The 26,221-nt window shown below is 43.0% G+C and carries 23 protein-coding genes; 12 read left to right on the forward strand and 11 right to left on the reverse strand.

The window, feature by feature from the left end:
• Positions 1 to 7: 7 nt before the first annotated feature.
• The 5 genes from F0145_RS04605 to F0145_RS04625 all read left to right on the forward strand — a co-directional run bounded on the left by F0145_RS04605 (position 8) and on the right by F0145_RS04625 (position 2,989).
• Positions 8 to 943 carry a ring-cleaving dioxygenase gene (locus F0145_RS04605; RefSeq protein ID WP_150087123.1) on the forward strand — a complete coding sequence of 312 codons (936 nt, stop codon included), beginning with the start codon at positions 8 to 10 and terminating at the stop codon, positions 941 to 943.
• A gap of 134 nt (positions 944 to 1,077) precedes the next feature.
• The gene (locus F0145_RS04610; RefSeq protein WP_150087124.1) at positions 1,078 to 1,446 is read left to right on the forward strand and encodes a cupin domain-containing protein; all 369 of its coding nucleotides are present in this window, start codon (positions 1,078 to 1,080) and stop codon (positions 1,444 to 1,446) included.
• A gap of 49 nt (positions 1,447 to 1,495) precedes the next feature.
• The gene (locus F0145_RS04615) at positions 1,496 to 2,134 is read left to right on the forward strand and encodes an alpha/beta hydrolase (protein ID WP_150087125.1); all 639 of its coding nucleotides are present in this window, start codon (positions 1,496 to 1,498) and stop codon (positions 2,132 to 2,134) included.
• Between the two features lie 25 nt (positions 2,135 to 2,159).
• The gene (locus F0145_RS04620) at positions 2,160 to 2,438 is read left to right on the forward strand and encodes a GNAT family N-acetyltransferase (protein WP_150087126.1); all 279 of its coding nucleotides are present in this window, start codon (positions 2,160 to 2,162) and stop codon (positions 2,436 to 2,438) included.
• Positions 2,439 to 2,752: 314 nt separating this feature from the next.
• A complete protein-coding gene (locus F0145_RS04625; RefSeq protein WP_150087127.1) occupies positions 2,753 to 2,989 on the forward strand; it encodes a hypothetical protein in 237 nt (78 codons plus the stop codon).
• A 123-nt stretch (positions 2,990 to 3,112) separates the two neighbouring features.
• On the opposite strand, the gene F0145_RS04630 is transcribed toward F0145_RS04625, so the two are convergent.
• Complete coding sequence (locus tag F0145_RS04630; protein ID WP_150087128.1) at positions 3,113 to 4,234, reverse strand: acyltransferase family protein; 1,122 nt, start codon at positions 4,232 to 4,234, stop codon at positions 3,113 to 3,115.
• Between the two features lie 117 nt (positions 4,235 to 4,351).
• Positions 4,352 to 5,245: a glycosyltransferase family 2 protein gene (locus tag F0145_RS04635; RefSeq protein WP_150087129.1), complete on the reverse strand. Its 894-nt coding sequence runs from the start codon at positions 5,243 to 5,245 to the stop codon at positions 4,352 to 4,354.
• Positions 5,246 to 6,209: 964 nt separating this feature from the next.
• On the opposite strand from F0145_RS04635, the gene F0145_RS04640 reads away from it, so the two are divergent.
• Positions 6,210 to 6,938, forward strand: coding sequence for a hypothetical protein (locus tag F0145_RS04640; protein ID WP_150087130.1), 729 nt, complete (start codon positions 6,210 to 6,212; stop codon positions 6,936 to 6,938).
• Between the two features lie 102 nt (positions 6,939 to 7,040).
• On the opposite strand, the gene F0145_RS04645 is transcribed toward F0145_RS04640, so the two are convergent.
• Together F0145_RS04645 and F0145_RS04650 are read right to left on the reverse strand one after the other, a co-directional pair.
• Positions 7,041 to 8,267 (reverse strand): multidrug effflux MFS transporter, encoded by a 1,227-nt coding sequence (locus F0145_RS04645; RefSeq protein ID WP_150087131.1) that lies wholly within the window; start codon positions 8,265 to 8,267, stop codon positions 7,041 to 7,043.
• Between the two features lie 329 nt (positions 8,268 to 8,596).
• Positions 8,597 to 10,165, reverse strand: a complete 1,569-nt coding sequence (locus F0145_RS04650; protein WP_150087132.1) for a carboxylesterase/lipase family protein — start codon at positions 10,163 to 10,165, stop codon at positions 8,597 to 8,599.
• 459 nt (positions 10,166 to 10,624) lie between these two features.
• Here F0145_RS04650 and F0145_RS04655 point away from each other — a divergent pair, with 459 nt between their 5' ends.
• Entirely contained in the window at positions 10,625 to 13,015 is a 2,391-nt protein-coding gene (locus F0145_RS04655; protein WP_190277471.1) for a TonB-dependent receptor domain-containing protein, read from the forward strand.
• Positions 13,016 to 13,133: 118 nt separating this feature from the next.
• On the opposite strand, the gene F0145_RS04660 is transcribed toward F0145_RS04655, so the two are convergent.
• Positions 13,134 to 13,574, reverse strand: a complete 441-nt coding sequence (locus tag F0145_RS04660) for an iron chaperone (protein WP_150087134.1) — start codon at positions 13,572 to 13,574, stop codon at positions 13,134 to 13,136.
• Between the two features lie 415 nt (positions 13,575 to 13,989).
• Between F0145_RS04660 and F0145_RS04665 the strand changes: the two genes are divergently transcribed.
• The 3 genes from F0145_RS04665 to F0145_RS04675 all read left to right on the forward strand — a co-directional run bounded on the left by F0145_RS04665 (position 13,990) and on the right by F0145_RS04675 (position 19,032).
• Positions 13,990 to 15,018, forward strand: coding sequence for an alcohol dehydrogenase catalytic domain-containing protein (locus F0145_RS04665; protein ID WP_150087135.1), 1,029 nt, complete (start codon positions 13,990 to 13,992; stop codon positions 15,016 to 15,018).
• Between the two features lie 259 nt (positions 15,019 to 15,277).
• Positions 15,278 to 17,830, forward strand: a complete 2,553-nt coding sequence (locus F0145_RS04670; RefSeq protein ID WP_150087136.1) for a PAS domain-containing protein — start codon at positions 15,278 to 15,280, stop codon at positions 17,828 to 17,830.
• A gap of 317 nt (positions 17,831 to 18,147) precedes the next feature.
• Complete coding sequence (locus F0145_RS04675) at positions 18,148 to 19,032, forward strand: 3-keto-disaccharide hydrolase (RefSeq protein ID WP_150087137.1); 885 nt, start codon at positions 18,148 to 18,150, stop codon at positions 19,030 to 19,032.
• 229 nt (positions 19,033 to 19,261) lie between these two features.
• On the opposite strand, the gene F0145_RS04680 is transcribed toward F0145_RS04675, so the two are convergent.
• Positions 19,262 to 20,194, reverse strand: a complete 933-nt coding sequence (locus tag F0145_RS04680; RefSeq protein ID WP_150087138.1) for a DUF808 domain-containing protein — start codon at positions 20,192 to 20,194, stop codon at positions 19,262 to 19,264.
• Positions 20,195 to 20,818: 624 nt separating this feature from the next.
• Here F0145_RS04680 and F0145_RS04685 point away from each other — a divergent pair.
• On the forward strand, positions 20,819 to 21,997 hold the full coding sequence (locus F0145_RS04685) for a M48 family metalloprotease (protein WP_150087139.1): 1,179 nt from the start codon (positions 20,819 to 20,821) through the stop codon (positions 21,995 to 21,997).
• 204 nt (positions 21,998 to 22,201) lie between these two features.
• On the opposite strand, the gene F0145_RS04690 is transcribed toward F0145_RS04685, so the two are convergent.
• The 5 genes from F0145_RS04690 to F0145_RS26480 form a co-directional block, all read right to left on the reverse strand.
• Positions 22,202 to 22,783 carry a 2'-5' RNA ligase family protein gene (locus F0145_RS04690; RefSeq protein ID WP_150087140.1) on the reverse strand — a complete coding sequence of 194 codons (582 nt, stop codon included), beginning with the start codon at positions 22,781 to 22,783 and terminating at the stop codon, positions 22,202 to 22,204.
• 727 nt (positions 22,784 to 23,510) lie between these two features.
• Entirely contained in the window at positions 23,511 to 24,209 is a 699-nt protein-coding gene (locus F0145_RS04695) for an IS630 family transposase (protein WP_150087141.1), read from the reverse strand.
• Complete coding sequence (locus F0145_RS04700) at positions 24,206 to 24,640, reverse strand: helix-turn-helix domain-containing protein (RefSeq protein ID WP_150087142.1); 435 nt, start codon at positions 24,638 to 24,640, stop codon at positions 24,206 to 24,208. The genes F0145_RS04695 and F0145_RS04700 overlap by 4 nt, the downstream gene beginning before the upstream one ends.
• Before the next feature lie 364 nt (positions 24,641 to 25,004).
• On the reverse strand, positions 25,005 to 25,199 hold the full coding sequence (locus F0145_RS26475) for a GH32 C-terminal domain-containing protein (RefSeq protein ID WP_150087143.1): 195 nt from the start codon (positions 25,197 to 25,199) through the stop codon (positions 25,005 to 25,007).
• A gap of 105 nt (positions 25,200 to 25,304) precedes the next feature.
• Entirely contained in the window at positions 25,305 to 25,586 is a 282-nt protein-coding gene (locus F0145_RS26480) for a hypothetical protein (RefSeq protein ID WP_150087144.1), read from the reverse strand.
• 96 nt (positions 25,587 to 25,682) lie between these two features.
• Here F0145_RS26480 and F0145_RS04715 point away from each other — a divergent pair, with 96 nt between their 5' ends.
• Positions 25,683 to 26,189 carry a cupin domain-containing protein gene (locus tag F0145_RS04715; protein ID WP_150087145.1) on the forward strand — a complete coding sequence of 169 codons (507 nt, stop codon included), beginning with the start codon at positions 25,683 to 25,685 and terminating at the stop codon, positions 26,187 to 26,189.
• Positions 26,190 to 26,221 lie beyond the last annotated feature (32 nt).

Consider the following 26,221-nt stretch of genomic DNA (forward strand, 5'->3'; position numbering starts at 1 on the left):
GGAAATCATGGAAAACAACATATTAGGCCTGCATCATATTACGGCAATAGCCGGTATGGCCAAAAAAAATTTAGATTTTTATACCAAAGTATTGGGCCTGCGGCTGCTGAAAAAAACCGTTAACTTCGACGACCCGGGTACTTACCATTTATATTATGGTGATAAAAAAGGTAGCGCGGGCACTATTTTAACGTTTTTTCCGTACGAAGGCGCCCGCCGGGGCAGCGCCGGTACTGGTATGGCTACAAATATTGCTTATGCCGTGCCCGCCAACAGTTTCGATTTCTGGATTAACCGGTTCGAAAAGTATAACGTTATTTACAACAAGCCTTCCGAAAAATTTGGCGAGCCGTATTTAACTTTCCTTGACCCGGACGGTTTAAAGCTGGAATTGGTAGTGCCCAAAAATGCCGATAACCGGGTGCCTTGGGAAACTGATGAAATAAAAGCCGAGGTAGCCATCAAAGGATTTCACGGCGTTACCTTAACCCTGAAAGATATTGCGGCTACGGCCGCTATCCTGACCGATATTTTTGGTTACCAGTTGCTGGAACAAAGTGGTAACCGCTACCGCTACATTACCGATGCTGTTGATTCGGCGGGCATTGTAGATTTGGTGCAGTTACCAAACGAAGCGCGTGGTATTGGCGGGGCTGGTACCAATCACCACATTGCTTTCCGGGTAAAAAACGAAGACGTGCTGATGCAGTTCCAACAGAAAGTGGCCCAGGCCGGCCATAGCATCACGCAAAAAATCGATCGTAATTATTTTTACTCGCTGTATTTCCGGGAGCCGGGTGGCGTGTTATTCGAAATTGCTACCGATAATCCGGGCTTCGGCATTGATGAACCTTGGGATAAATTAGGTTCTGGTTTATTACTGCCGCCACAGTACGAACCACGCCGCGCCCAGATTGAAGCCGTGTTGCCTAAACTGGATTAAGCAATAAATAAAATTGTTTTCTGCGAAGGATTATTAAACTATTTAAGCAAAACTTGCCGGTATTTGGGCCGGCAAGATGCTTTAACAAGTTGAAATCTGGCTTGTTTTTAAAGTAATATAACCAGTTTGCCACTATGGAAGAATTTAGTATTACCCGCGTTTTCGCCGACGAAAACGGTGAAAGCCATTTCGAAAATATTAGCAAACCTTTGGCTGCAGCCGGCGATATTGGCTTTTTGTCGGAGCCCGAAGCCGTAGAAAGTATTATTTTTAGGAAGGTGCTGCCGACTTATGACTATGACTTTCATCGGGCACCGGCCCGACAATATATTATTTTGCTCGACGGCGAAATAGAAATTCAAACTTCTTTGGGCGAGAAACAAATATTTAAAGCCGGCGATATTTTGCTAGTAGAAGATACTACCGGCAAAGGCCACCGAACCCGCAATTTATTGTCCGCCGTCCGGAAATCCATTTTCGTTACGCTAAAAGAAAAAGCTTAATCTTATTATTAAACTTAAAAAGTTACCCCTAATAACTAAAACCTGATTTATGTACACCCATCAAAAAAAAGTAATTACCCAAGGGCAGCCTTTAACCGAAACCCGAAAGGCTTTAGTGATGGTACACGGCCGGGGCGCCACCGCCGAAAGCATTTTGTCGTTGGCAAATAACTTGCCGGTGGCTGATTTTACGCTTTTTGCACCGCAGGCTACCAACCACAGCTGGTACCCCTACAGCTTTATGGCGCCAGCAGCCCATAACCAACCAGCCTTAGATTCGGCGTTAGCCGTACTGGACGAAGTAATTAAAAAGATTCAGGAACAAGGTATTCGCAGCGAACAAATATATTTATTGGGATTCTCGCAGGGGGCTTGTCTTGCCTCAGAATATGCTACGCGGCATGCCCAACCGTACGGCGGTTTGCTATTGTTTACGGGCGGCTTAATCGGGCAGCAACTCGATAACACCAATTACCAGGGTAATTTTAATAATACACCCGTATTAATAACTACCGGCGACCCTGACCCGCACGTACCGGTAAGCCGGGTAAACGAAACCGAAAGAATTATGGAAGAGATGGGCGCTGCCGTAACGAAAAAAATTTATAAAGGTCGGCCCCATACCATTCTGCCCCAAGAAATTAACTTGGCCCGGCAAATATTTACCAAAGGAACCATATTTGAATAATGCCTTTAAGCTAAGCCTGAATATAGTGGAGTTAGAAATTATCAATAACCCGGAAAATCAGCGGTTTGAAACTACCATAGATGGCAAAACTGCTTTTGTACATTATAAATTGCGGCCACACGTAATAACGGTGCTGCACACCGAAGTACCCAAAGAACTGGAAGGTCGCGGAATAGCTGCAGCATTATCGAAATTTGTATTAGAATATATTGCCGACCAAAAGTTGAAGCTGGTGCCACTATGCCCATATATGCAAAATTACCTGCAAAAGCACCCGGAGTATGAATATTTAGTTAAAGAGTAAAGTGCGCTAACTTTTTTATTTCTATTCATTCGCTGAAAAAATGCTGATAAATGTTAAAGATAATCTTACGTATACGGGTAGATACTTAAATTTCAGGTACTTATACGCAATTTTGGAAATATATAGAACCACGAATAGGTTAAACTTGTATTTTGGTAGAAAGAAAAAATGAGTACTATTTTAAGAACTAATAGTTTGTTTAAAAATATAGGCTTTAACTTTTCTGAAAATTTAAATGGATAGTAGGGTTAAGTTTTAAGCTAAACGGCTTAAGCAGAACTTTGAATTTAAATAAATTTTAAGCTTTTCTAAAAATGAAAAAGGGGCAGGATTTATTTTTGAAATTAGATCTGACAAGGTTTTTTCCGGTGCAGCATAAAGAAACGGAGGATTTTTACGCGATAGATGTAGCAGAAAATCCGGATTTTGATGAAGCAGCGCTAAAAGATAAATTCCTGTGTTATCCGGTAGTAAAAGCAAGAAAACCAAAATTAAAATCCGGAGTGGTTTTACGCAGAGAAGTACTGCAACCCATTCCGTTAATGTTGTAAGCAACTGGCACCTGCCATTCACAAGCTAGCATTCATATAAAGCATATAATGTAAAAACCCCGGCGGGTTATCTGTGACAGCAGCACAGTCAACCCGCCGGGGTTTAGCTTTTTTAAACCCAACTTAACTGTTATAAGCCAATTGGGGTACAGCTTTGTCTGTAGCTTTAGAGTTGCGCTTGTATTTACGACGAATATAGTTCATAGCGGGCTTTTCGATAAAATGGTTTACCAGGGTAGCTAATATTAAAGCTACGCCCAGCGTAATAGCCGAAGCCAGCCAGAAGTTTAAGTTAAATTCCTGCATCAGCACCGGCAAAACAATAGCAATGCTAATATATTGGTGAATCAGGTACAAACTAAAAGATACCTCGCCTAAAAATAAGGTAACGCGATTTACGATGAATCCTAAAAAATTATTTACATACAGCATGAATAAGATAAAGTAGAAGGTAAGCATGTAACTATACGGGGTAAATGCCAGGTAAATATCAGATTTGCTGCCATCGTCGAATAAAGATAATTGGCTCAGGTAACAGATAACAATTAGTAGGTACCGGCGTACCGTAGGCCCTTCGAATTTAATTTTGTAAAAAATAATGCCGGCTAAAAACAGCGGAAAATAATTAATGAGAGGTAGAGCTTTCTCCAGAATTTTATGCGCCAGCGCAAAGTTATTGGCAAAAAAAGGCAAGCTGTATATAATAATGGGCACCAAGGTAATGGTACCAATATTTTCGACTTGCTTTAACTTTTTACTTACAAATATACCTGCCATATAAAAGTAAAACAGCATTTCAATAAGCATGGTCCAGTACGGGCCGTCGAGGTCAGGTACCCTTAAATAATGCTGAAACATGGTAAGGTTAGCCAGAAACTGACCGAGCAAACCCGCGGCGGAATCTTGGTTATCGAGCCACTGGATGTACATTTTTTCTTTACCGAGCCAGATATGCCAAACAAAAATTAACAAGGCAGTAAAAGCAGCGCAGGCCCAGTAAGTTGGATATAAACGCGAAAAACGGCTAACGGCAAAATCCTGCCAGCTTTTAGTTTTTTCTAAGGTAAGCAATATTACAAACCCACTGATAATAAAAAATAAATCGACGCCGGTAACGCCCAGACCAAAGCCGTAATTAGCTTCCGGGCGGTAAATAGTAAAATGAAAAAATACTACGAACAAGGCAGCAATACCTCTTAAGGCGTCTAATTCCAGGTATCGGAGTTTTGGTTTTGGGGTTTGCATTCTGGTAAAATAAAGCGGCGATAACCCAAGAGCATCACCAGGTAAATATTAAATATTATAGATAGTTTGAAGCCCGAAAGTATGCCAGAACCTTGACCGAGAGTAATAAATTTTATTTTAGAACAAGCGGCTGAAAGGCAATGGCTCTTTCTTTTTGAGGTAATTAAATTTTAGAAATACGCTATGCTCTACCGGGTTTTTCAGGTTACGGTACTCGGGACGGCATAAGGCTGCCAAACCGGCGGCAATGCCCGCGCACATATTTTTTACCCGACCCACTTTTACGCCCCAGAATAAACCTTTGAGAATAGTGCCGGCAATATTGGGCCACAAGTATTTGCGGGGCGAGTTGAGGTATAAGAAAAATATATCGTTACGACGGCCGTAATAATCGGCGCGGTAAGAAACGCGGTTAGCGGGTTGGTAGTGGTGGGCCGGGCAAGCCGTACCGGCTTTAATATAATAACCGGCAGCTAACAACCGGATGCACAGGTCGCCTTCTTCGCCCATGTAAAAATATTCGGCTCTAAAACCACCTAGCTGTAAAAATAAATCGCGTTTTATGGCAAAGGCAGCGGCTACAAATGAGTGCAGCAAGTAAGCTTCGTTGTTGTCGGGGGCGCCAGTTTGTATTTTATTGTTCTGCAGAATATTAATAAACGGCATGGCAACAGCACCAATATCAAGCTTATCAAAATCCCGGAGGGTATCGGCAATGGTAAACCTGTTTTGCACGACGGTATCATCATCTAAAAAAACAATAACATCAGAAGTCGCTCTTTTAGCGCCTTCATTCCGTTGGTAAGAAGGCCCCAGAATTATATCCGAACGGGAATAAATAACCTCGGGAAAGTGGGCTAGCACCATTTCAGCGGTGCCGTCGGTAGAAGCATCGTCCATTACAATAACTTCTACGGGTACAGATTGGCTTTTTATAGCCAGAATCGCTTGCTGCAGCAGCTCTTTTCGGTTATGGGTTACAAATACAACTGATGTTAGTTTCTGATTCATAATAACTTAATATAACTGGCCGCCTGTGGTGCCGGTGAAAGGTGTTATGCTGGGTTTAGCCCAATGTGGCAGTTCAGCCAGCGCTTTCCGTACCTACTAAACTTTCTTTACCAAAAATAGAAAAAGGATATTTAATATTCAAATATTTAAATATGTATTTTTTAATATATTTTTAAATATGTGTTGGAGCCTTGGCTAAAGTTGGGGCTCCTGTAAATTAGAAAGGTGCCTGTAAAAGTAGCTTTAATGGTACAGATTGGGGATCGGGTATAGCGGTTACTGGTTACCAGAAATAAAATTTTAAAATTGGTTTACCAGAATAATACCAGATAACATTTAATTAGTAAGAAATCCTACCCGCTGTTTAATTGGTTTAGCAAGATATTTTAAAGGCAAATTTATTAGCAGCAGCAATTATAGCTAAGTAGCTGTTAGGGCTTTTAAAACTGCCTGGTAAGCATTGGAAATTTCAGATACTAGTTGTTCTCATTCTGCCGGCTCACCTTTCAGAAAATTTTTGGTAGTGGTTTAAAATATATGATAGATAAATTTTTTAAAAACAGCATTAATATGTTGCAGGCCTGCTTCCTGAAAAAGAATATGCTTAAAAAGGCATTAAAGTCTCTTAAATTATTGTCATTATGAAAAGCTTATGAATAAAATATTGTCATAAACTATTTTAAATCAATATTTTAATACCATCGTGCAGTTTAAACCATAGCCAAATATTTCTTTGGCAACAACGCTTAAGCATTGCTTTTAATGAATAGGTAGTAATTATATTCCGGATGATAATGGCAGTATTTACCCCAGCTTAAACAGGAAAACAAACAGTTCGTATTTAATATTTATATGTGGTAAGTGGCGCACGTCAGTAGATTTAACACCCAGCAAATTGTATTAAAAATATTGCACTATGTATTCAGGCGTTACCAAATTAAGGTATTGTGCTAGCAGCAAATTTTTGAGTTGGCTTTTATTAAGTTGGTTGGGGTTGGTTGGTTTGCCCGCCACGGCGCAAGTAATTTACCAGGGCGGAACCAATGTGCAGTTCCTCTACGGGCGAAACTTAAAGCAATCCGGCGATTTAGCTACCGTTACGCTGGAGCACTTTGGCGGATATGGGGCCCTGGAGCATTTTGGCTTCGCTGATTTATTTAACGATGTTAGCCTGCAAAGCCCGAGCTTGTACCTGGAGTGGTACCCGAAAGTAAGTTTAAGCCGGGCTTTCGGCCGCGAAATTAAAAGTGGACCCCTTAGCGATGTAGCGTTGGCAGGCGGAATAAACGTGTTGTTTGGCGGCTCCGAAGATTTTTTTGTATACACCGCCGGCCCGGCTTTCCGGTTCCGGATTCCCGGTTCGGGTTTATTGCAACTCGAAACATATTACTACAAACAGCACGGGGGCCAGTACCACGGCACCTACCAATTTACTCCTAGTTGGGATATTGTTTTACCGGTTGCTGTAAAAGCACGTTTTCGCTTTAGGGGTTTTATGGATTTTATTGGTGACCGGGGGCCCGGCAGAACGCAATATTTAACCCAGCCGCAACTTTTCTACGACTTAGGTAACGCTTGGGGTAAGCCTAATAAAATATTTTTAGGAACCGAGTGGCGCTACTGGAAAAACGTAGCGGGAAATGCGGGTTTAGAAGAATCTATTCTGCAAGCCAACCTGCTGCTGAATTTATAAAGGAAAAGAAGTAAATTATTAAAAACTACACTTAAAGAAACCTCACAGGCTTAAAGACCTGTGAGGTTTAATCAGTACAACTGTTTTACGAATAAATTAAAATTAATGAAAAACCGGTACAGCTTCAGCATCCGGATCAGCACTAGCCGGGATGCCTTTGCGGCCGAGCAACAAAATAATAAATGCCAGCAAAGCAGACGTTGCCATAATACCGGCCATGGGCAAGGCCGTACGGCTGTTAAATAAACTTAAAGCTACCGTGGCCAAAGCCCCAATACCCATTTGGGCCGCTCCCATTAGTGCACTGGCGCTGCCGGCATTTTTTGCAAAAGCCGCCATGGCCAGGGCCGAAGCATTCGGAAACGTAAAACCCAGGCTGCTTAAGAAAAGAAATAACAGCGCCACTGTGCCAGCTAATCCGAGTATATTTAAGCTCATGCCGCCCAGTAAAGCAAAGGCAATAAGGGTTTGGCAAATAAGTGCGGTTTTAATAATAGTCTGGCTGCGGTAGCGTTTCAGCAAAAAAGTATTTACCTGGCTGGCGCCAATTAAGCCAATCGACAGGAAAGCGAATATCCAGCCGTATTGTTTTTCGTTTACTCCAAATATTTCCATAAACAGCAACGGCGATCCGGCCACATAAGCCAGCAAGCCGGCAAACGAAACCGCCCCCGCTAACGCATAGGTGTAAAAACTCGGCTCCCGGATTACCGCGTAAAAATTAGTTAGAATGGGTTTGGGTTTAAGCGAAATAGACGGGTCAGGTCGGCTGCTCTCGGGTAAACCAATATAAACGGCCATTATTATGAGCGCGGCCATTCCGGCCAAAACCAGGAATACGGCTTCCCAGCCAAAACCAGCCGTTACGTAACCGCCAACCGTTGGAGCCACCATCGGCGAAACGCCCACCACTAACATCAGCGACGAAAATACCTTGGCACTATCTTTTACCGGAAATAAATCGCGCACCATGGCCACCGAACCTACTGCCGCCGCACAACTACCCACCGCCTGAATAAATCGGAGCAAAATTAAAGCTTCAATGGTTGTAGCAAAGGCACAAGCCAGCGATGCAAACAGGTAAATTACTAAACCAATATACAACGGCTTTTTGCGCCCAAACCGGTCCAGCAAGGGGCCATATAATAATTGACCCGCCGAAATACCAATAAAGAAACTCGATAACGAAAGTGAAACATCGGCCACCGAAGTTTTTAAATCGGCGGCAATGGCCGGAAACCCCGGTAAATACATATCAATGGAAAACGGACCCAAGGCCGTCAGGAAACCCAGAATTAGGATAAGCGAATAATATTTTTTAGGCGTCATATACATTTTAAAAGTGCGCAAAGATAGCACAACTAAGTTTAGCACGGCGGAGTTCAGGAATTATGGTTTTTATTAGAGGAAACTTCGAAGTAACCGTATAGCTTACCTGATTTTTTAGCCCCAGCGGGGCGTAATAAATCAGCGATGGGTGAAGCCCATCGGAAAGAAGAACCGGGATATTTCATGAGCCCTGAAAGGGCGGAATATTTAATATTAAAGAAATTTCGCCCTTTCAGGGCTTAGTTGAACTTACTACTAATACCCAGGGCTGCACCCTGGGCTAGGGTAGCACGCCCCTTCAGGGCTTATAAAATGTACTGCTGCTTTCTTTAATTTTTAACGGTTGCTTTGTACAAAAAATCTAAAGCCGCTTTATCCGGAATTGGTTTTGCTTGGAGTTTAGTATCCAGTACCATAATCTTTTTGCCGGTGAGGGTGTAGGAGGGCCACTCTGGTAAGCCAGGACCGTTTGGATTTCCTTTGGTGGCAAAATTTACCCAGTAGCTTGACATAATATTGGCTAATTGGTGATCAGCGGGTTCCCAGGGGCGATCTACAAATTTCAGGTTGTTATAAGCGTATGGCACTTCGCCGGTATGGAAAGCGCCGTATTTTTTATACTCGCCGGTAGCCGGTACAATGCGGGCAAACCGATACACATAAACCGGTAGTTTACCTTGCTGCGCCTGCACATTGGCCCAGGTATAATTTTGTAAGCCAAAAGTTAAATCCCGCGATAAATTTTGTTGCGAAAACTCGGCTTCTTTATCATTGGTGGCCGGGTAATATTGCAGAAAAGTTTTGGCTGCTGTTCCGTATTCAGCTTCGACCTGCTGCCGGAATTCGGCGGCGCTTTTAATTTGTCCCGATAAACCTTCGTTTTCGTTCCAACCCGTTAATAAAGCTACTTTATTGGCTTTGCCGGCAGCAAAAATAGCGGCTACATCGTCGGGCAAAAAGTAGCCGTCTACAATAGGGCGGGAGCCTTGCCCTTTTTGTTGTAGTTCATTGGCCGGCATTTTTCGTAATTGAGCCAGGGTAGAAGCATTTAGTTTTTCGGCCATTTTTAAACCTTCCTGTTCGGCTTGGGCCAATGAGAGGCTTTTGCGCGTAAAGGAAGCGCCGCTCTGGGCAATGGCTTTGGTAAATAAATTTTTAGCAAGCGGTGAAGCTACCAACAAGTTTACACTCATCGAACCTGCCGATTGTCCCGAAATGGTTACGTTTTGCGGATCGCCGCCAAAAGCGCTAATATTTTGCTGCACCCAACGCAAACCAGCCACTTGATCCAGCAAGCCATAATTACCCGAGGCATTCCGGCCCGATTCTTTTGTAAGTTCCGGATGCGCAAAAAAGCCAAAAATGCCAACCCGGTAGTTTACACTCACAAATACAACTCCTTTCCGGGCCATGGCTTCGCCGTCGTAAATGGGTACGTTGGTGCCGCCGCTGTTAAAACCGCCACCGTAAATCCAGACGATTACCGGCCGCTTTTCGCCCGCGGTTTTGGCTCCGGTCCAAACGTTCAAGTACAAGCAATCTTCGCTGATGGGTTCTTTTTGGATCAGAAATTCCGCACTCCACATACTAAAAGGGGCGGGTTCTCTTTGCATGGGGCTTGGGCCAAAGACAGTACAAGAACGCACACCCGACCAGGGTTTTACCGGCTGCGGCGCTTGCCAGCGCAATTCGCCTACTGGCGGGGCAGCAAACGGTATGCCTTTGTAGGCGCGAATGCCGGTAGATGCCTGGCTGCCCGAAATAATGCCACCCGTAACTTTAACTTCATTAGTTAAGGTTTTACTAGTGTTTTGCGTTTTATCCTGGCTATAACCCGGCAGAAAAGCTTTAAATATTATTAAGAGTAAACAAGTATAAAGTTTCGGCAGAAGATACATGCGTAAGCGCGTTTGAGGCCAGGATAGTTTAATAATACGGTAGAATTATTCTCCTAATAAAGCTTAAATTTTTCGAATTATTAACAAGAATGTTAGGCTAATTATGTGCGGATAGAAATATGTACGTACCAGCTATTTCCTGCTTGTTTATCCGGCTGCAACTAAATTGGATTTTATTTTTAAAAATTTAACAAAAAAGGTATTGAAAATTCATACATAAATTTTATCTTGTTATATCACTAGTATTTATTAAAATAACAAAAATAATTCTCAGTTAGATAAGCTAATAAGGCTCATCTACAGGTACTTCTTCCTATTCCCATGCTGCCTCCCGGTATATTGCGCTAACCAATATTGTTTCCCGTTGCTACTGTCCTGCTTATTCTCTACTGCCTCTTATCTGTTTACATGAAGCATACTTTTAGAAATTTTAGCCTGTATTTTCTTGGATTTTGTTTCTTGTTTAGTTTACAGGCATCTGGGCAAACCCTGATTAATGGCCAGGTACAGGAAGAATCGGGTAAAGCGTTTCCGTTTGCTAATGTATTGTTATTAAGCGCCCATGATTCTGCGTTGGTAAAAGGTATGTTATCCGGCGAAACCGGCTTGTACCGTTTCGAGAACGTTAAACCTGGTCCTTATTTGGTTTCAATTTCGGCGGTGGGGTATAAACAAACCTACAGTAAAACATTCACTATACATTCTGAAAAGCAGGTTATACAATTAAATACCCTGGTTTTGGCTGGCAGGACCCGGGAATTACAGGAGGTATCGGTAACGGAAAAGAAACCTTTATTGGAACAACACCTGGACCGGTTGGTGGTGAATGTGCAAAACAGCATAACTGCTGCGGGTGGTACAGCTTTGGACGTACTAGAGCGAGCGCCCGGGGTAAATGTAAACCGGCAACAAAATAGCATAGCTATGAGCGGCAAAACGGGAGTAGTGGTAATGGTAAACGGTAAAATTTCGCGCTTACCCACCGAAGCGGTTATGCAGATGCTCAATAGCATGCAGGCCGGCAATATTGAGAAGATAGAACTTATTACCACGCCATCGGCCCAGTACGATGCCGAAGGAAATGCAGGTATTATTAATATTGTTTTAAGTAAAAGCCAAAATATGGGCACCAATGGGTCCTATTCCGGTAATGTAGGCCACGGCTGGTACGAAAAAGCCGGCGCTTCGGCCAACCTTAATCACCGTACGCGCAAACTGAATCTTTTCGGTGATGCTGCTTTTTCCTATGACCATTTTATGTTTCAGATACAAAACAACCGACGTGTAGTTAATCAGGGCCAGTTAAAAGAAAGTAACACCCATTCTAAACGATATTCTTACCAGGCAAGCTATAACAGCAGATTTGGGTTTGATTATACCCCAAACCCTAAAACTACGATTGGGGGGCTGGTAAGTGGGTTTAATAACAACTGGCACCAGTATTGTAAAAATAACGCGCATATAAAACACGATCAGGAGGTAGTTACCCATGTTTACATGCAAGACCATGAAATAAACCATTGGCGTAACTTAATGGGTAACCTTAACCTGCAACATGTATTTAACAGTGACCAATCTATAAATATTGATCTGGACTACTTGTTTTATCACCACAGCAATCCGCATTGGTATGAAAACGATTACAATTATTTTAATGAAAATTCTCAGGCGCAGGAACAAATGAATAACAGCAAGCTTACGCCCATTCACATGTGGGTAGGGAAAGCTGATTTCAGTACCGTATTAAGTAAAGATTCTAAACTGGAAACAGGCCTGAAAGGAACCACATCCCGGTTAAATAATAAAGTAGAATTTAACCGGCTGATTAATGAAAACTGGCAGATTGATCCGGAACTGGGGCAAAATGTTAAAATGCTGGAAAATATAGGCGCGGCTTATGTAAACTTCAGCCACCAGCTAAATGCAAAAACCAAATTGCAAACGGGTCTGCGCTGGGAATTTACTTACACTAACCTGACCACCGTAGTAGATAAGGAAAATTTAATAAATAGGCGGTACCACAATCTGTTTCCGAGTATTTTCATTACCCACGAACTAAACCCTGACCATGGCCTGCAATTTTCTTACAGCCGCCGGATTACCCGCCCCACCTTCAACGATTTAGCTCCTTTTGTCAACTTCTGGGACCCTTATTCTTTTGTTTCCGGTAACGATAAATTAAGGCCAACCTTAACCAATGCTTTGCAGGCTTCTTATCAGTTAAAAAAGCAATATTTGCTTTCCTTTCAGTACAGTCATGACTATAATGCAATATCCTGGGCCATACGCGTAGACCCGGAGAAAAATGTACAGTTTACCACAAAAGAAAACATCAGAGATGCTGATACTTATTCTGTAAATTTAAATTTCCCGGCTAAGATTAATGCCTGGTGGCAAATGCAAAATAACCTAATGGTAAACTGGCAGCAAAACAAAACCAATTACCAGGGCGAAGAAATAAAGATTAGCGGCCGGTACGGTCAAGTAAACACAACCCAAAGTTTTACTTTGCCCAAAGGTATTACTTTTGAACTGGCTTACTTTTTTCAAACCCGTGCGCCAATGGGAATTGGTTACCATAAACCAACCGGTTATTTTAATGCGGGAATCCAGAAAAAACTTAAAAATGACAAGGGCACCTTTCGGTTAACCGGTTCCGACTTATTTTGGACCCGGCGTTTAGCTTTTGTAAATAGAAATCCCGCATTAAACCAGGATGTAGATCTTACGGTCAGGTTTGAACCCCGCGTATTCCGGCTTATTTATACCCGCAACTTTGGCAATAAATACTTAAAAGTGTTGAACAGAAGAAACACTGGGTCGGAGGAAGAACGCAAAAGGGTGAATTAGTAATTATAAAGAGATTTTGAAATTATATAAGCTGCTAAATTAATTGCCATCACGCCGACTCTTTTAGTCTAAAATAATGGTAGACCTTGCGTAGCGAAACGAACATTACAGACCCGCTTCATTTTCCCTGATTATCTAAATTATTTGGTTTAGCCAAACGTTTCTGCTTTTTGGCCTTTAAGGCTAATATTTTAACAGCATTTCTTTCTTCGTTCTCCCGAATTCTTTCGGCTACTATTTTCTGTACCAGGCTGGCAGGAAGCGGCTGTTCCGGGGTGAAATGAATGGCCGTGCCGGAAATTTTAAAATGCTGCAGCTCGGTTTTGAATAATTCCAGAATAGCCTTACTGATGCCGTACAAAGCCAAATTATTCTTTAAAGCGGCAAAGTAAATCAGCGGGCCCAAATATTTATAACCAGGCATCATGTAGCTGATAGCTTCTTCGGCTAGTGGTGCGGCGGCTTTAATGGTAGCCCGCAACTGGGCTAGGGCAGGGCGCATTTTATCCGGAATGGCGTTCAGGTATTCGTCTACATTAGCAGCCTGGTAATTTTGCATGATTTATTCCGGGTTATATAGGTTCGTAAAAATTAATACTAATATTTTAAAAATAAATTACTTACCAGTTGAGCGGGTACCAGAAGTTCCGGTGCTGCCGCCTGTTGCAATACGCTATATTGTTAAGTAAGATCCAAATGCCTTTCCGGCTTTATTATCGAACCACAGGAAAGGCGTAATTTTGGGCTGGTTGTGCTGCATCTTTTCCATAGCTAATAAATGTTAAGATGGTTTCTGCTAATATACCGGCAGTTCACCAAAAATAGGCGGTGCAAAAACGACAATAACCGGGTAGTTTGCGACAACTGTTTTTCCCACAAAATAAAGCCTATGTACTGAACCCAGGAACATAAGCCCTGCCCACACGTTTTGACTTTAATAATATCTAAATCTGTTTAATATATAAATATTATTTATGTTAGAACGTCAGGTTTACCGCATGCCCAAGGCCGGGTCTATTAAAGATTTAAAACTACAATCCGAAAGCCTGGCCCCGCCCCAACCCGATGAAGTATGCGTGCAGGTAAAAGCCATTGGACTTAATTTCGCCGATATTTTTGCCATGCAGGGCTTGTACAGTGCCACACCCAAAGGTTCTTTTATTCCGGGCCTGGAATTTTCCGGCGAAATAATAGCCGTCGGAACGAGTGTAACCGAATGGAAAGTAGGCGATAAAGTAATGGGTGCTACCAAGTTTGGCGGCTATGTATCGCATTTAAATATTCAGCAGCGCTACGTAATTCCGCTGCCGGCTAACTGGAATTTTGAAGAAGGCGCCGGATTTCTGGTGCAAGGGCTTACCGCATATTATGCGCTTATAGAATTAGGCAATTTGCAACCCAACATGACGGTGCTCATCCACAGTGCAGCCGGCGGAGTGGGTATTCTGGCCAACCGCATCTGTAAAAAAATAGGCGCTTATACCATTGGTACCGTGGGGCAGCCAGCTAAAGTAAAGTTTTTGCAGGAGCAGGAAGCTTACGATGCGTTAATTTTGCGGGATAATAATTTTTACCAAAATTTACTAAATACCTTGGGTAACCGGCCCCTGCGCCTGATTATGGAATGCATTGGGGGTAAAATATTGCGGCAAGGCTGGCAAGCCATGGCCCCAATGGGTCGCATGGTGGTATACGGCAATGCCAGTTTCTCCAGCCACAGCGCCAAACCCAATTACCCCCAACTCCTCTGGAAATTTTTCCGGCGACCCAAAATAGACCCTTTAAGGTTACCCACTCAGAATAAATCGCTGATGGGTTTTAACCTGATTTACCTGTACGAGCAAACCGATTTAATGCACCAGATGTTGCAAGGGCTTCTGGCTCTGGAATTAGCGCCCCAATATATTGGTCACGTTTATAATTTTAATCAAATGCAGGAGGCTATTGGTTTGTTTCAGCGGGGCAAAACAATTGGGAAGGTGGTTGTAAAACTTTCGCCCTAGAGCTTCACCTTAATAATCATTAGGGAACTCATTCATCAAAGTGTAAATAGCTAATTTGATAATCATTCATAATTTATAATTTCTAATTTTTAGTTTGGCGAAGCACTAGATTTTCCGGAATTCTGTAACTATTAGCTTTAATTTCTTTGTTGATTGCAGCTGGGTAAACAGAATTTATTTAGTTTTGAAGGGTAGCCTAAGCCAAATTAAAGAAAATACGTAAGGGGTTAGGTTATACTTACCATTGGGCAAATATTGCATGATTGATAACGTATCTGCTAATCCGGAGGCCGAACCCACCGGGGAAGCATTTCTTTTTACTAAAGTTTTCGAGAAGCAGGCCAATCTGGCTATGGTGCTGTCGCCGGACCTGATTATTAAAGCGGCTACTGATTCTTACCTGCGCGAAACCTTAACGTTGCGGGAAAATATTATTGGGAAGCAGGTTTTTAGAATATTCCCGGATAATCCGGCGCAGGACGGCGCTTCGCCCACCGCCAACCTGCAGGCCTCTATTCAGCAAGCACTTGCCAATGGTAAAACCCACCAGATGGCCGTTTACCGGTACGATATTCCGGACCCGAATAAAGCCGGCTTCTTTCTTGAACGTTACTGGCGTACTTCCAACACGCCGCTATTAGACCAAAACGGCAAACTGCTGTGTATTATTCACGAAACCGCTAATGTAACCGAAGCCGAAAAAGCGCGACTGCAACTCTTGGAAAGCCAGGCCCGGGAGCAGGCGGCCAATGCCCAGGCCGAACTGCAGCGGATGCGCCTGGAACGCTTGTTTGATCAGGCTCCGGCTGCTATGGCTATTCTGGAAGGCCCCGATTTAGTATACAAAGACATAAATGCCGCTTACCAACAATTATTTCCGGGGCGCGAACTCGTGGGCTTGCCATTATTTCGGGCTTTACCCGAACTCCGGAATTCGGTGGTTTACGATATTATTTACAAGGTTTATAACACGGGCGAAACCTTTGAAGGCAAAGAAATATTAATTCCGGTTGCCCGTTTCGAGAACCAGGAGCCCGAAGATATTTACTGGAATTTTATTTACCAGGCTATTTACGATAAGCAGCAAAAAATTAACGGCATCCTGATTTTTGCGCTGGATGTAACCAATTTTGTTGATGCCCGGCACCAGTTAGAAAAAAGTGCGGCGGCCTTGCACGTATTAAACCAGGACCTGGAAAAACGGGTAATCGCCAGAACCCAGGAATTGCACCAGGCCCAAGCCGAAACCAAGCAGCAATGGCACCAACTCGAAGATTTAATGATGCACGCGCCTTCGGCCATCTGCATCCTGACCGGACCCGACTTAACCTTTGCCTTAATTAACCCGGTTTACCAGCAAATTTTTCCGGGCCGGATGTTGCTGGGTAAACCGCTGCTGGATGCGCTGCCCGAACTGGCCTATACCGCCATTCCCGGACAGTTGCAGCGGGTTTATCAAACCGGCGAAAAATATATAGGCCAGGAAATACTGTTAAGCATGGCCCGGTACGAAAGTGGCCCCATGGAAGAAATTTACTGGACTTTTACGTGCTTAGCCCACCGCAATCGCGAAGGCGTAATAGACAGTATTATGGTTTTTGCCCATGAAGTTACCGAACAGGTAAAAACCCGCAAAGCCATAGAAGCGAATGCCCAGCAACTACAGCTTATAACCGATGCTTTACCCGTATTAATTGGGTATATTGATAAAGAACGACGCTACCAGTTTGCCAACCGGGCTTACGAAGCTTGGTTTCTGGTGAAATCCCAGGATTTAATAGGCCGTAAATTGCTGGATGTGATTGGTGAAAAAGCTTACCGGAACGCAGAAGGTTACATAAACCGGGTTTTAGCGGGCGAGCGACTCGATTTTGAAGCCGTTATGCCTTATCGCGAAGGCTTTACCAAACACATTAGAACCAGCTACGTGCCCGATGTACGCGAAGGCGAAGTAGTTGGCTTTTATACCCTGGTTAGTGATGTTACCGAACAGGTGGAAGCCCGGCTGCGCGTAGAGCAAAGTGCGCAGGAAACCCGCGAAATGGCTAAAGAACTGGCGCAAGCTAACCAGCATTTGCAATTAGCCAACCAGGAGTTAAGCCGGGCCAACGAGCAACTCACGCACACCAACATCGATCTGGATAATTTTATTTACGCGGCCTCCCACGATTTAAAAGCACCCATCTCTAATATTGAAATGCTGCTGGAAGAATTGCTGCTGGAACTTCCCGCCGAAAGTTACCAAACCGGCGATACGCCCCAGCTAATTACATTAATCCGCGATGCCATTGATAGGTTTAAGAAAACTATCTTTAACCTCACCGAAATATCGAAGCTGCCAAAAGGCGATAACACCGAAGCCACCTTAGTGCAAGTGGCCGAAGTAGTAGCAGAAGTACAATTAGATTTAGCCGCACTAATCGAAGAAACCGGCGCCCAGGTTCAGATAAATATTGACCACAGCTTACCGCTTTCTTTCTCCCCGAAAAATTTACGCAGCATTGTGTACAATTTGCTCTCCAATGCCATTAAATACCGCCACCCCCACCGGACACCCCTGGTACAAGTAAGTTTTTTTGCCGAAGAAGCCTATTTGGTACTTACTGTACAAGACAACGGTTTAGGATTGAGCCCGGCTAACCAGGCCAAATTATTCTCCATGTTCCGGCGCTTCCACGACCACGTAGAAGGCTCAGGTATTGGTTTGTATATGGTAAAACGAATAGTAGATAATGCCGGCGGCAAAATAACCGTAGAAAGTAAACTAGAAGAAGGCTCCACGTTCTGCGTATACTTCCGGAAAAATAATTAACCAGTCTGTTATTCTGAACGCCGTGGCTTCCGGAATAAATTAAGCTTTCATTTATAAAATAGTTTACGGGGAAAGCGGTTGGTGCGCTACTTTTTATTGGTTTTAGATTATGCCAATAATTGCCGCATCGTGCGCGCATTTGTATATATTTCTACTAAAAAATAACGGATTTTTACCACAGCCTCCGGTGCTGCCCGCCTTACCTTTGAAGTAAATAAAACATTCTTTATTAAGCTTATAGCCGTTTAAGTTTCCGGGTTTATTTACCGGTTGCGTAAAGTGGCCGGTTATTGTTTTTACCTTTTATTACAACTACTATGAAAAAAAATACTTTAGTTTTTTTGGGGTTAATCTGGTGTGCGTTAAGCAGTTTTGTATCTTTTCAGCCGAAGAACGATTGGGAAGATTTACTGGACAAAGATTTAAGTAAATGGGGCATGTACCTGAGTTACCGCCACAAAGTAGGTTACAACGGCCAGGTACCCAAAGATGCCGAGGGCTTGCCCATCGAACCAATTGGCTATAATAAAAATGAGAGCCAGGTTTTTTCGGTAATTGAAAAAAACGGTGAGTCAATCTTGCACATCAGCGGCGAAATATACGGCTGTGTTTTTACGAAACAAGAATACGAAAATTACCATTTAAAACTAAAAGTGAAATGGGGCGAAAAAAAGTGGGAACCCCGTACCAACCTGCTCAAAGATTCCGGCATTGTTTACCATTCGGTGGGCGAAAGCGGCGTAGATTATTGGCGGGCCTGGATGCTGGGGCAGGAGTTTCAAATAATGGAAGGCCACATGGGCGATTACTGGACCATCTCTTCTTCGGCCATTGATATTCGGGCTTTCCTGCCCGAAGGGGCCATGAACACCGTAGCCAGTGCCAGGCAGCCTTTTCTGCCTTTGGGCAAAGGTACCAACCTAAGCGGCTTTTGTTTGCGCAGCGAAGACCACGAAAGCCCCAACGGCGAATGGACCGAAATAGAATTAATTACCTACGGCGATAAAAGCCTGCACCTGGTAAACGGACACGTGGTAATGGTACTTCAAAACTCGCGGTACGTTGATAACGGCAAAATTATTCCGTTGGCTAAAGGAAAATTACAATTGCAGAGCGAAGCCGCCGAAGTTTTTTACAAAGATATTAAGATTAAAAAACTGCCCGAATTGCCCAAAAAATACGCAGCTTATTTTGCGAATTAACTTAAAAATATTGGCTAGTAAGGGCGGAGTTCCGGAATATTTCTCTGCCCGAACGTGTCCTATTTTGGGGTAAGGCTAAGCCGGCAAATTTATACCAACTCATCAGTGGGCCGGCCCGATACGTACAGGTACCGCAACGAACAAAGCAATAATAAAGAAAGGCGCAACAGCGCCTTTCTTTATTATTGCCTTACAGCGCAAAAAATTATAACCAGGGCATTATGCCGGCTTAAACTTTCTGCGGTTGTTTTTTTAATATTTTCCGTACCAGCGCCACTATTTTTTCAATAATAAAACCCAAAATAAGGCCGCCAATTAAGCAAAGCACCACCACCGCTAACCAGGCCAGAATAGGTACACCCGCGAGCGCATGTTCAATATTTTCGAGCAAATGATGCAGAAATGGCACGCCGTGGGTTATAATTTCAAAGCCTACCCATAACATGGCGGCCGTACCCACATAACCCAATATTTTTAAAAAGCTGGGCATAAACTTTACAATACCGCGCCCAATATTCTGCACCGTTGGGCTATTTTTCCCTTTGGCGAGGTGCACGCCAAAATCATCGGCTTTTACAATTAAGCCCACAAACCCATAAACGGCCGCCGTAATAAATACCGCTACCGCCAGCATCACAATTATCTGGTTTACCAAAGGTTGGCCGGTTACCTGGCTGTAAGCAATGGCCATAATTTCTGCGGATAAAATAACATCGGTACGCACGGCGCTGGTAACCCGCTCTTTTTCCAATTCCTCGGGCGTAATTACTTCTATTTCCTCGCTTTCCGGGTGTTCTTCGGCGTGGTGGCTAAACATAGAATGCACCTTTTCGTAGCCTTCGAAACACAAATAAGCACCACCCAGCATTAAAATAGGCTGAATGGCCCAGGGCGCAAAGAACCCGAGCAAGAGCGCTGCCGGACTTAAAAAAACAATTTTATTAATGAGCGATTTTTTAGCAATCTGCCAAATAATGGTGAGCTCGCGCGAAGGGTCCAGGCCAACTACGTACTTAGGCGTAACGGCGGTATCGTCGATTACAATACCCGATACCTTACCCGTAGTTTTGGCAACTTGCGTGGGCACGTCGTCGAGGCTGGCCGCACTAACTTTTACAAGGGCCGATATATCATCTAATAAAGCAAGTAGTCCGGAAGCCATTAGGTATTCTTTATGTTAATTTAAGGAGTTAGGAATAATTTATTTTAGTAAGCGCTTGTTTTAACTTATTGCAGCCGGGCTCTAAGATAGGGAGCGCTCTTTTGATTAACAAGTTAGTTTTGTAAGCCTATACGGCGTAGGCCGCAATTAGGCTTTGCGCCATTAACCACTAAAAGCTAATCCGGCATAACCTTGCTTAAAAATTTAACAGCTATTTCAAAAGCCAGCCCAAAACAGGAACTAAGCTTAAACCAGATTTGTATAAGTTCCCATACTGCCTGTCCTGATTATTAAAAATTAAATGCAAAATTAAGATAGTTGTTATAATTATTTTAATAATTAATTAAAGCCATTCTGGTTTCGCAAATGGGTTGAGAATGAGCATAATACAATCTTGAAAATTGATGCAACAGCTCTGCTGGAATAAGATTTTTGAAAAATTTGTTTAAATTATTATATTTAAAACCAAGTAATTAAAAATTATTCATTAAATTATGCTCCCGAATATTTTATTTAACTTAATATTTAAAAAGCATATGTAAATAATTACCTTTTATCTAAAATTTTTCACCCTATTATTTTTTTTTAACTTTTTTAACTTTATTTAGATTACCAGCAAACTACATGAAACAGCTTAAACTTTTTACGGCAGCAATTGCCTGTTCTTTTATTTTATTAAATGGTTGTAAAACAGAGTCTGATCTTTCAGTTACGCCTACCGCAACAGAACAAAATTCGCAGCTTTCGGTAGCTGCCCAGGAAAATCTGGCCAAGTTGCGGGCTGCGTTGCCGGCCGATGCTGCCAAGCAACTAAAACAAGGTTCAAATCTTTTAATCACCACCGACCAACAGTACCGCGAAATGGCGCAGCGGGCCATTAATGCTATTGCCCCTACTCCTTGCAACGATAATACGCCCACCAATATTTGGCTAGACCAGCAACTTGCCGATTGGAACCGGACGGTTATTAACTATGCCATTGATTTGGATATGCTTAATTTACCTACTTACGATGCCTTGGTTTTCGAGAACAGTTCCGAAAACCAATATTATGGGGTAAATGGCGAGTACACGCAACGGCTAACCAAAACCTTTAAAGATTTAAAGCGCTTTTGGAATATCGAATCTGATAATATTATTATGGCGGCCATGCACGGCAACATGTTACAGGATCGCGATAAACTTATCAGAACTTATACTGCCGCTTATGGTATGAACGAAGAAGATGCCGCATTTTATGCCGATTTTGTATTAGCCTTAGTTGATGCATTCCCGCAATACCGCAAGGGCAATCACCCTATTTTTACTTATAATGCTTTTGCCCAGCAAGGGTTTAATTTACCTGGTTATGGTATAATCCCAGACAAAATTATTATGGGCGATGGTATTATGGATTCTTTTGCCGCCGTTGGCTTCGCTGATATTGCACCACAGGCCATTTTGGCGCATGAGTTTGCCCATCACATTCAGTTTGATTTAAACTTGTTTACCGCTGGTCCTAGAACGCCCGAAGCTACCCGCCGGACCGAACTAATGGCCGATGCGTACGCTGCTTATTATTTGTCGCATGCCAGAGGGGCAGCTATGCAGTGGAAAAGGGTACAACAATTCTTGCAGGTATTTTTTAATATTGGCGATTGTTCTTTTACCAGCACCAGCCACCACGGTACTCCTACCCAAAGAATTGCTGCAGCCCAATGGGCTTATAATTTAGCTAACAGTGCACAAAAACAAGGTCATATTTTATCGGCCCAGGAATTTGCCGTATTGTTTGAAGCCCAATTACCTAAGTTGGTAAAGTAATAATAGTAGCGGCTGTTAATAGCAGAAGCAAAAAAAAGGGTGAATAAATATTCACCCTTTTTTTATTAAATTACCCCATAATAAATATTTATTCCCGCGCATGCCATTTAACAATGGTAGCAGTAATTTTAAAGATGCCAGCCGCCTTTAAATTAGGTATAAGCTCAAAAGACAGTGAATAAAAGTTATAAGCTGCTGCTGCTATTAAACGTAGATAGGTGGTGTAAACATGGGAAGCTGCCCCGAAAGTACTGCGCAAAAAGGAAATTCCTGCACCGGAAAATACCTGCCGCCATCGTATCTTTTCAATAAAAGAGCAGAAGAAGCCGTAAAGCTTTCTTTATAAGAATATTCTCCAAAATAATCGCGGGCAAAATCAAAGCTGTGCTCTAAATTCCTATTAATAGTAAGGTGCGGTACATACGTTGAACTTCTGAACTCTGCTGGCAAACCAACTATAAAAGAACTTTTCCCGATGTTCCTGCTCATTTGCTCGAACGAACTAGTTTCTTCAATTCCCAGATATATGGTTTTACTTGAAGGGAAATATTTAATACCATTAGTGGTTAAGACTATCGGGCTTTCCAAAGCTAATATCTTAAATAACGAACTGAATAATTGATGCTCCAGACTATCATCTAGCTCAACCCATAAAATGGAAATATGAGGTTGAGAGTAGCGGCCAGGATAATCATTTATTTTATTACCGAGTTGCTTCTTTAAATAGAGTACTACATCTCTAACAGAAGTTGAAGGTGAAATAATGAGTAAATATTCTGCTCGCATGTGGAATTTTAGATTTTAGATTATTCAGAAAATAAATCAGCTTTCGACTTTTAAGTCTTAAGGCATTCTTTTTGGTAAACTGTGTTCAATCAAATAGAACCTTATAAGCCTGCATGTTTGCCCTGTATTTAAACCAGACAGAAAGCTTGTCTATTTTTAGCGATCTTAAATATTTTTTTACTATTATTTTTAGTTTTAATACTTGCAGCAAGGTTTTAGAAACAAATATTAAATGTTTATCCTAGATAATAGGCAATAATATTTATAATGCTTCCAAAATTAGCAAATATTTAATTCAGACAAATAATGTATTTACTAACATTATTAGTTGTAAGACATCGATGTTCTTATTTTTGAGGGTAAGAATTTTAGATTGGAACACGAATCATCACTACAGTAAATAGTTAAAGTTGTTGGACCGGCTGTAAGCAGCAATTCTGCTAAAGCTGATATAAAATGTTAAGCTTTGCTGTGCTGTAGTTTTTGGAGGAAGCAATTATAGTGGAAGCTGAATAAACCGTGTACGCAGGAGGTATTGTTGGAGCAGGATAAGTAATCCTCCCCCTTACCCCCTCCAAAGGGGGACTTGGGCTGATGATAATTTATCAGTTGTGGTTTTGTAGCAAATTGTTTTGTAAAAGATGAATATATTGGAGTAACCTCTAGTTAAGCGTAGCTAATGCCACAGAAACACACTTAGGTAAAATATAACTAGTGCTCTACCAAATTAATTATTATAAGTGGAGTTGGCTTCATTTACATCTGCATACTGGCTGAGCATCTTTAGTCTGGCTGTATTCACCGTAAAGCTCCAATGAATCTTAGTAGCTTTAGCATTACGGTTTTCACTCCAGACCACGACCTCTTGCTGGAGCCTTTCTACACTTTCAATTCTTCTATCCAGGCACTCACGGGCTAAGGAGGAAAATTCTATCTCGGCCATATTAAGCCAGCTACCATGCTTAGGAGTGAAATGAAAGTTGAACTTCTGAGCTAATGCTCTTGCTTGCTCAGCAGGCAAATGGTCATAGAAAGCGCCATAGGTGTGCGTATTCAAATTATCTTGCACCAGTTCGATTTGTTCTACCTGTGAATAATGCGCCTTTGCCAGCCACTCCATAAACTCGGCATAATCTTTTTTAGTGCGCTGCTCTCTTACCTGAACATACCGCTGTCCGGTATCTATATCATAGGCTAAGAGAATAACAGCTCTACCTTGGCGGGTATACTCATAGTCTTGCTTTTCTGGCTTTCCAGCTTTCATGGGCAAAGGAGCTACTACTTGCCCCAGCAGCTGACAAGGCCTTTCATCAAAGCAGATTCTTGCCTTCCTAAAGGCCGGCTCCTGTGCATATAAATCCAGCACATCCTCCATATTGGCTAAATACTGCCCGTCTAGCTTACCAATGCACCACTGCTTCTTCAGCCAAGGCTTAAGCTTGCTTTTTTTAAGATTAGCCGGACTGTTTCATCATTTAGTGCATGACCCAGCTCTACCATCCGCGCATTTATCAGGGATACAGTCCAGCGAGCCTTTCCTTCCGGAGATTCGCTACCGGCAATACGGGTCACGGCAGCTTCTACCGACGGGGTTACTTTCCGTGGCTGACCAGCACGAGCCTTTTCCTCCAAAGCATTTAGCTGGCCGGCCAAATAGCGGTCGTGAATATTATATACTGTAGCCAAGCTTACGCCTACTGCTTCTGCAACACTTATATGTTTCTTCCCATCATGGAGCTGGAGAAGTATTTGGGCTCGTTTAATCTTTCTTACTGAATGTTTACCCTTGTGTACCAATAACTGCAGCCTGGCTACTTCGGCTGCACTTAACTGTATCTTTGCTTTTAGCTTGCTCATCTTGCCTCCTGCTTTTTTTAAGAAGGTAATTATTTTACTTTTAGTTCTAGAAATTAAATTGGTAGAGCACTAGCTAAATATAACAAACTATAAAAGGCTAAGTAAAAGCAGCACAGGAATATTAATGCTAGAACCTCCGAGTAAAAGTAGTTGCAGGGCAATACCAGTTAAATATCTTAAAAAGCTAGCCCGGAGCTGTCCCCCTTTGGAGGGGGTAGGGGGAGGACAACTACCGCTGCCCAACCAAATGCCGCAGAACAACTACCTAAACGCCCGCACCTCCTAAAAGTATTCCTACTTCAATCAAACCAGAACTTACCAGCCTAACCACAACCCACAAGAGCACCCATTAACTACTAAACCGCTACTTCCAGAAAGATTTTACCGAATAAACTTCCAGGTTTTTGACTTGAATATGATTGCCCCAGAAATGGAAACCTTCTTTGTTTTTACTGTCAGGTTTGCGGGCCATGGAATAGGAGTAGGCACCGCCGTCGATGAAAACTTCTACGGAGGTGCGGTCGAGGTAAATGTCGGCGGTAATTTCGGTGCTGGTCATGTTTTCGGGTGAGTAAAAAATGCCGTTTACTAGGTTAGCATTCAGGTCGTAATCGAGGAGGCACTGGCCGAACAGGTTGAGGCCGGCACTGGTGGCGTGGCTGAGCTAGATGGTGGTTTTCAGGCGCAGGCGGTCGGAGGCGTTAAAAGCTTGCAGTTGCTGGCTGGCTTGGGCGGGGGTGAGGTTTTGGGCTTGTTGTACTTTGGTAAATAAAGCTTCAATTTCTTTTACCGGCACGCTAAACAGGCGCACGCCGCTTTTAGTGGTGCGTAAAGTAAGTTCGGGGGGCAGTAACATTAGGTTGTTAAACGGCATACCGGGTTGCGGAATGCGGCCCCAGCCCAACTGGATGCGCCACCCACCACCAGCCGCATAATAAGGGAACAACCGGCAGCCGGTTTAAAATATTTTACAGCGGCCATACCGCAAACACCCAAATTATGCTTTTCTTTCGGGGTAAAATATTACCCAACCTTTTTGCCGATGACTGCCCAGGATTACATACAACACTTAAATTTATTACCGCATCCCGAAGGTGGATATTACCGCGAAACCTACCGGGCTACTGAAAATATTCCCAACGCCGGTTTACCCGCGCGTTTTGGGCCAACCACCGGCAACCGGAGTTTTGCCACGGCTATTTATTTTTTATTGCCAGCCGGGGAGTTTTCGGCTTTTCATCGGATTAAAAGCGACGAAGGCTGGCATTTTTACGCCGGCGGGCCGCTTTATATTCATGTGCTGGACCCCAGCGGCCAGTACACCCGCCTGCAACTGGGCCCGGACCTGGCGAACGGCGAAATTTTTCAGGCAGTGGTACCGGCGGGTGCCTGGTTTGCTTCGGAGCCCGCGCCCGGAACAACGTTTGCGCTGGTGGGCTGTACGGTAGCGCCGGGTTTCGATTTTAGGGATTTCGAGATGGCTAAAGCAAAAGACTTAGGGCCGCTATACCCGGAGCAAAGCGAATTAATAAATCGGTTGTGCCGCTGACATTTAGGGTTTAGGTTAAGAATAATCTCCGT

The sequence above is a fragment of the Adhaeribacter rhizoryzae genome, from assembly GCF_008629685.1.
In the GTDB taxonomy this organism is placed as follows: domain Bacteria; phylum Bacteroidota; class Bacteroidia; order Cytophagales; family Hymenobacteraceae; genus Adhaeribacter; species Adhaeribacter rhizoryzae.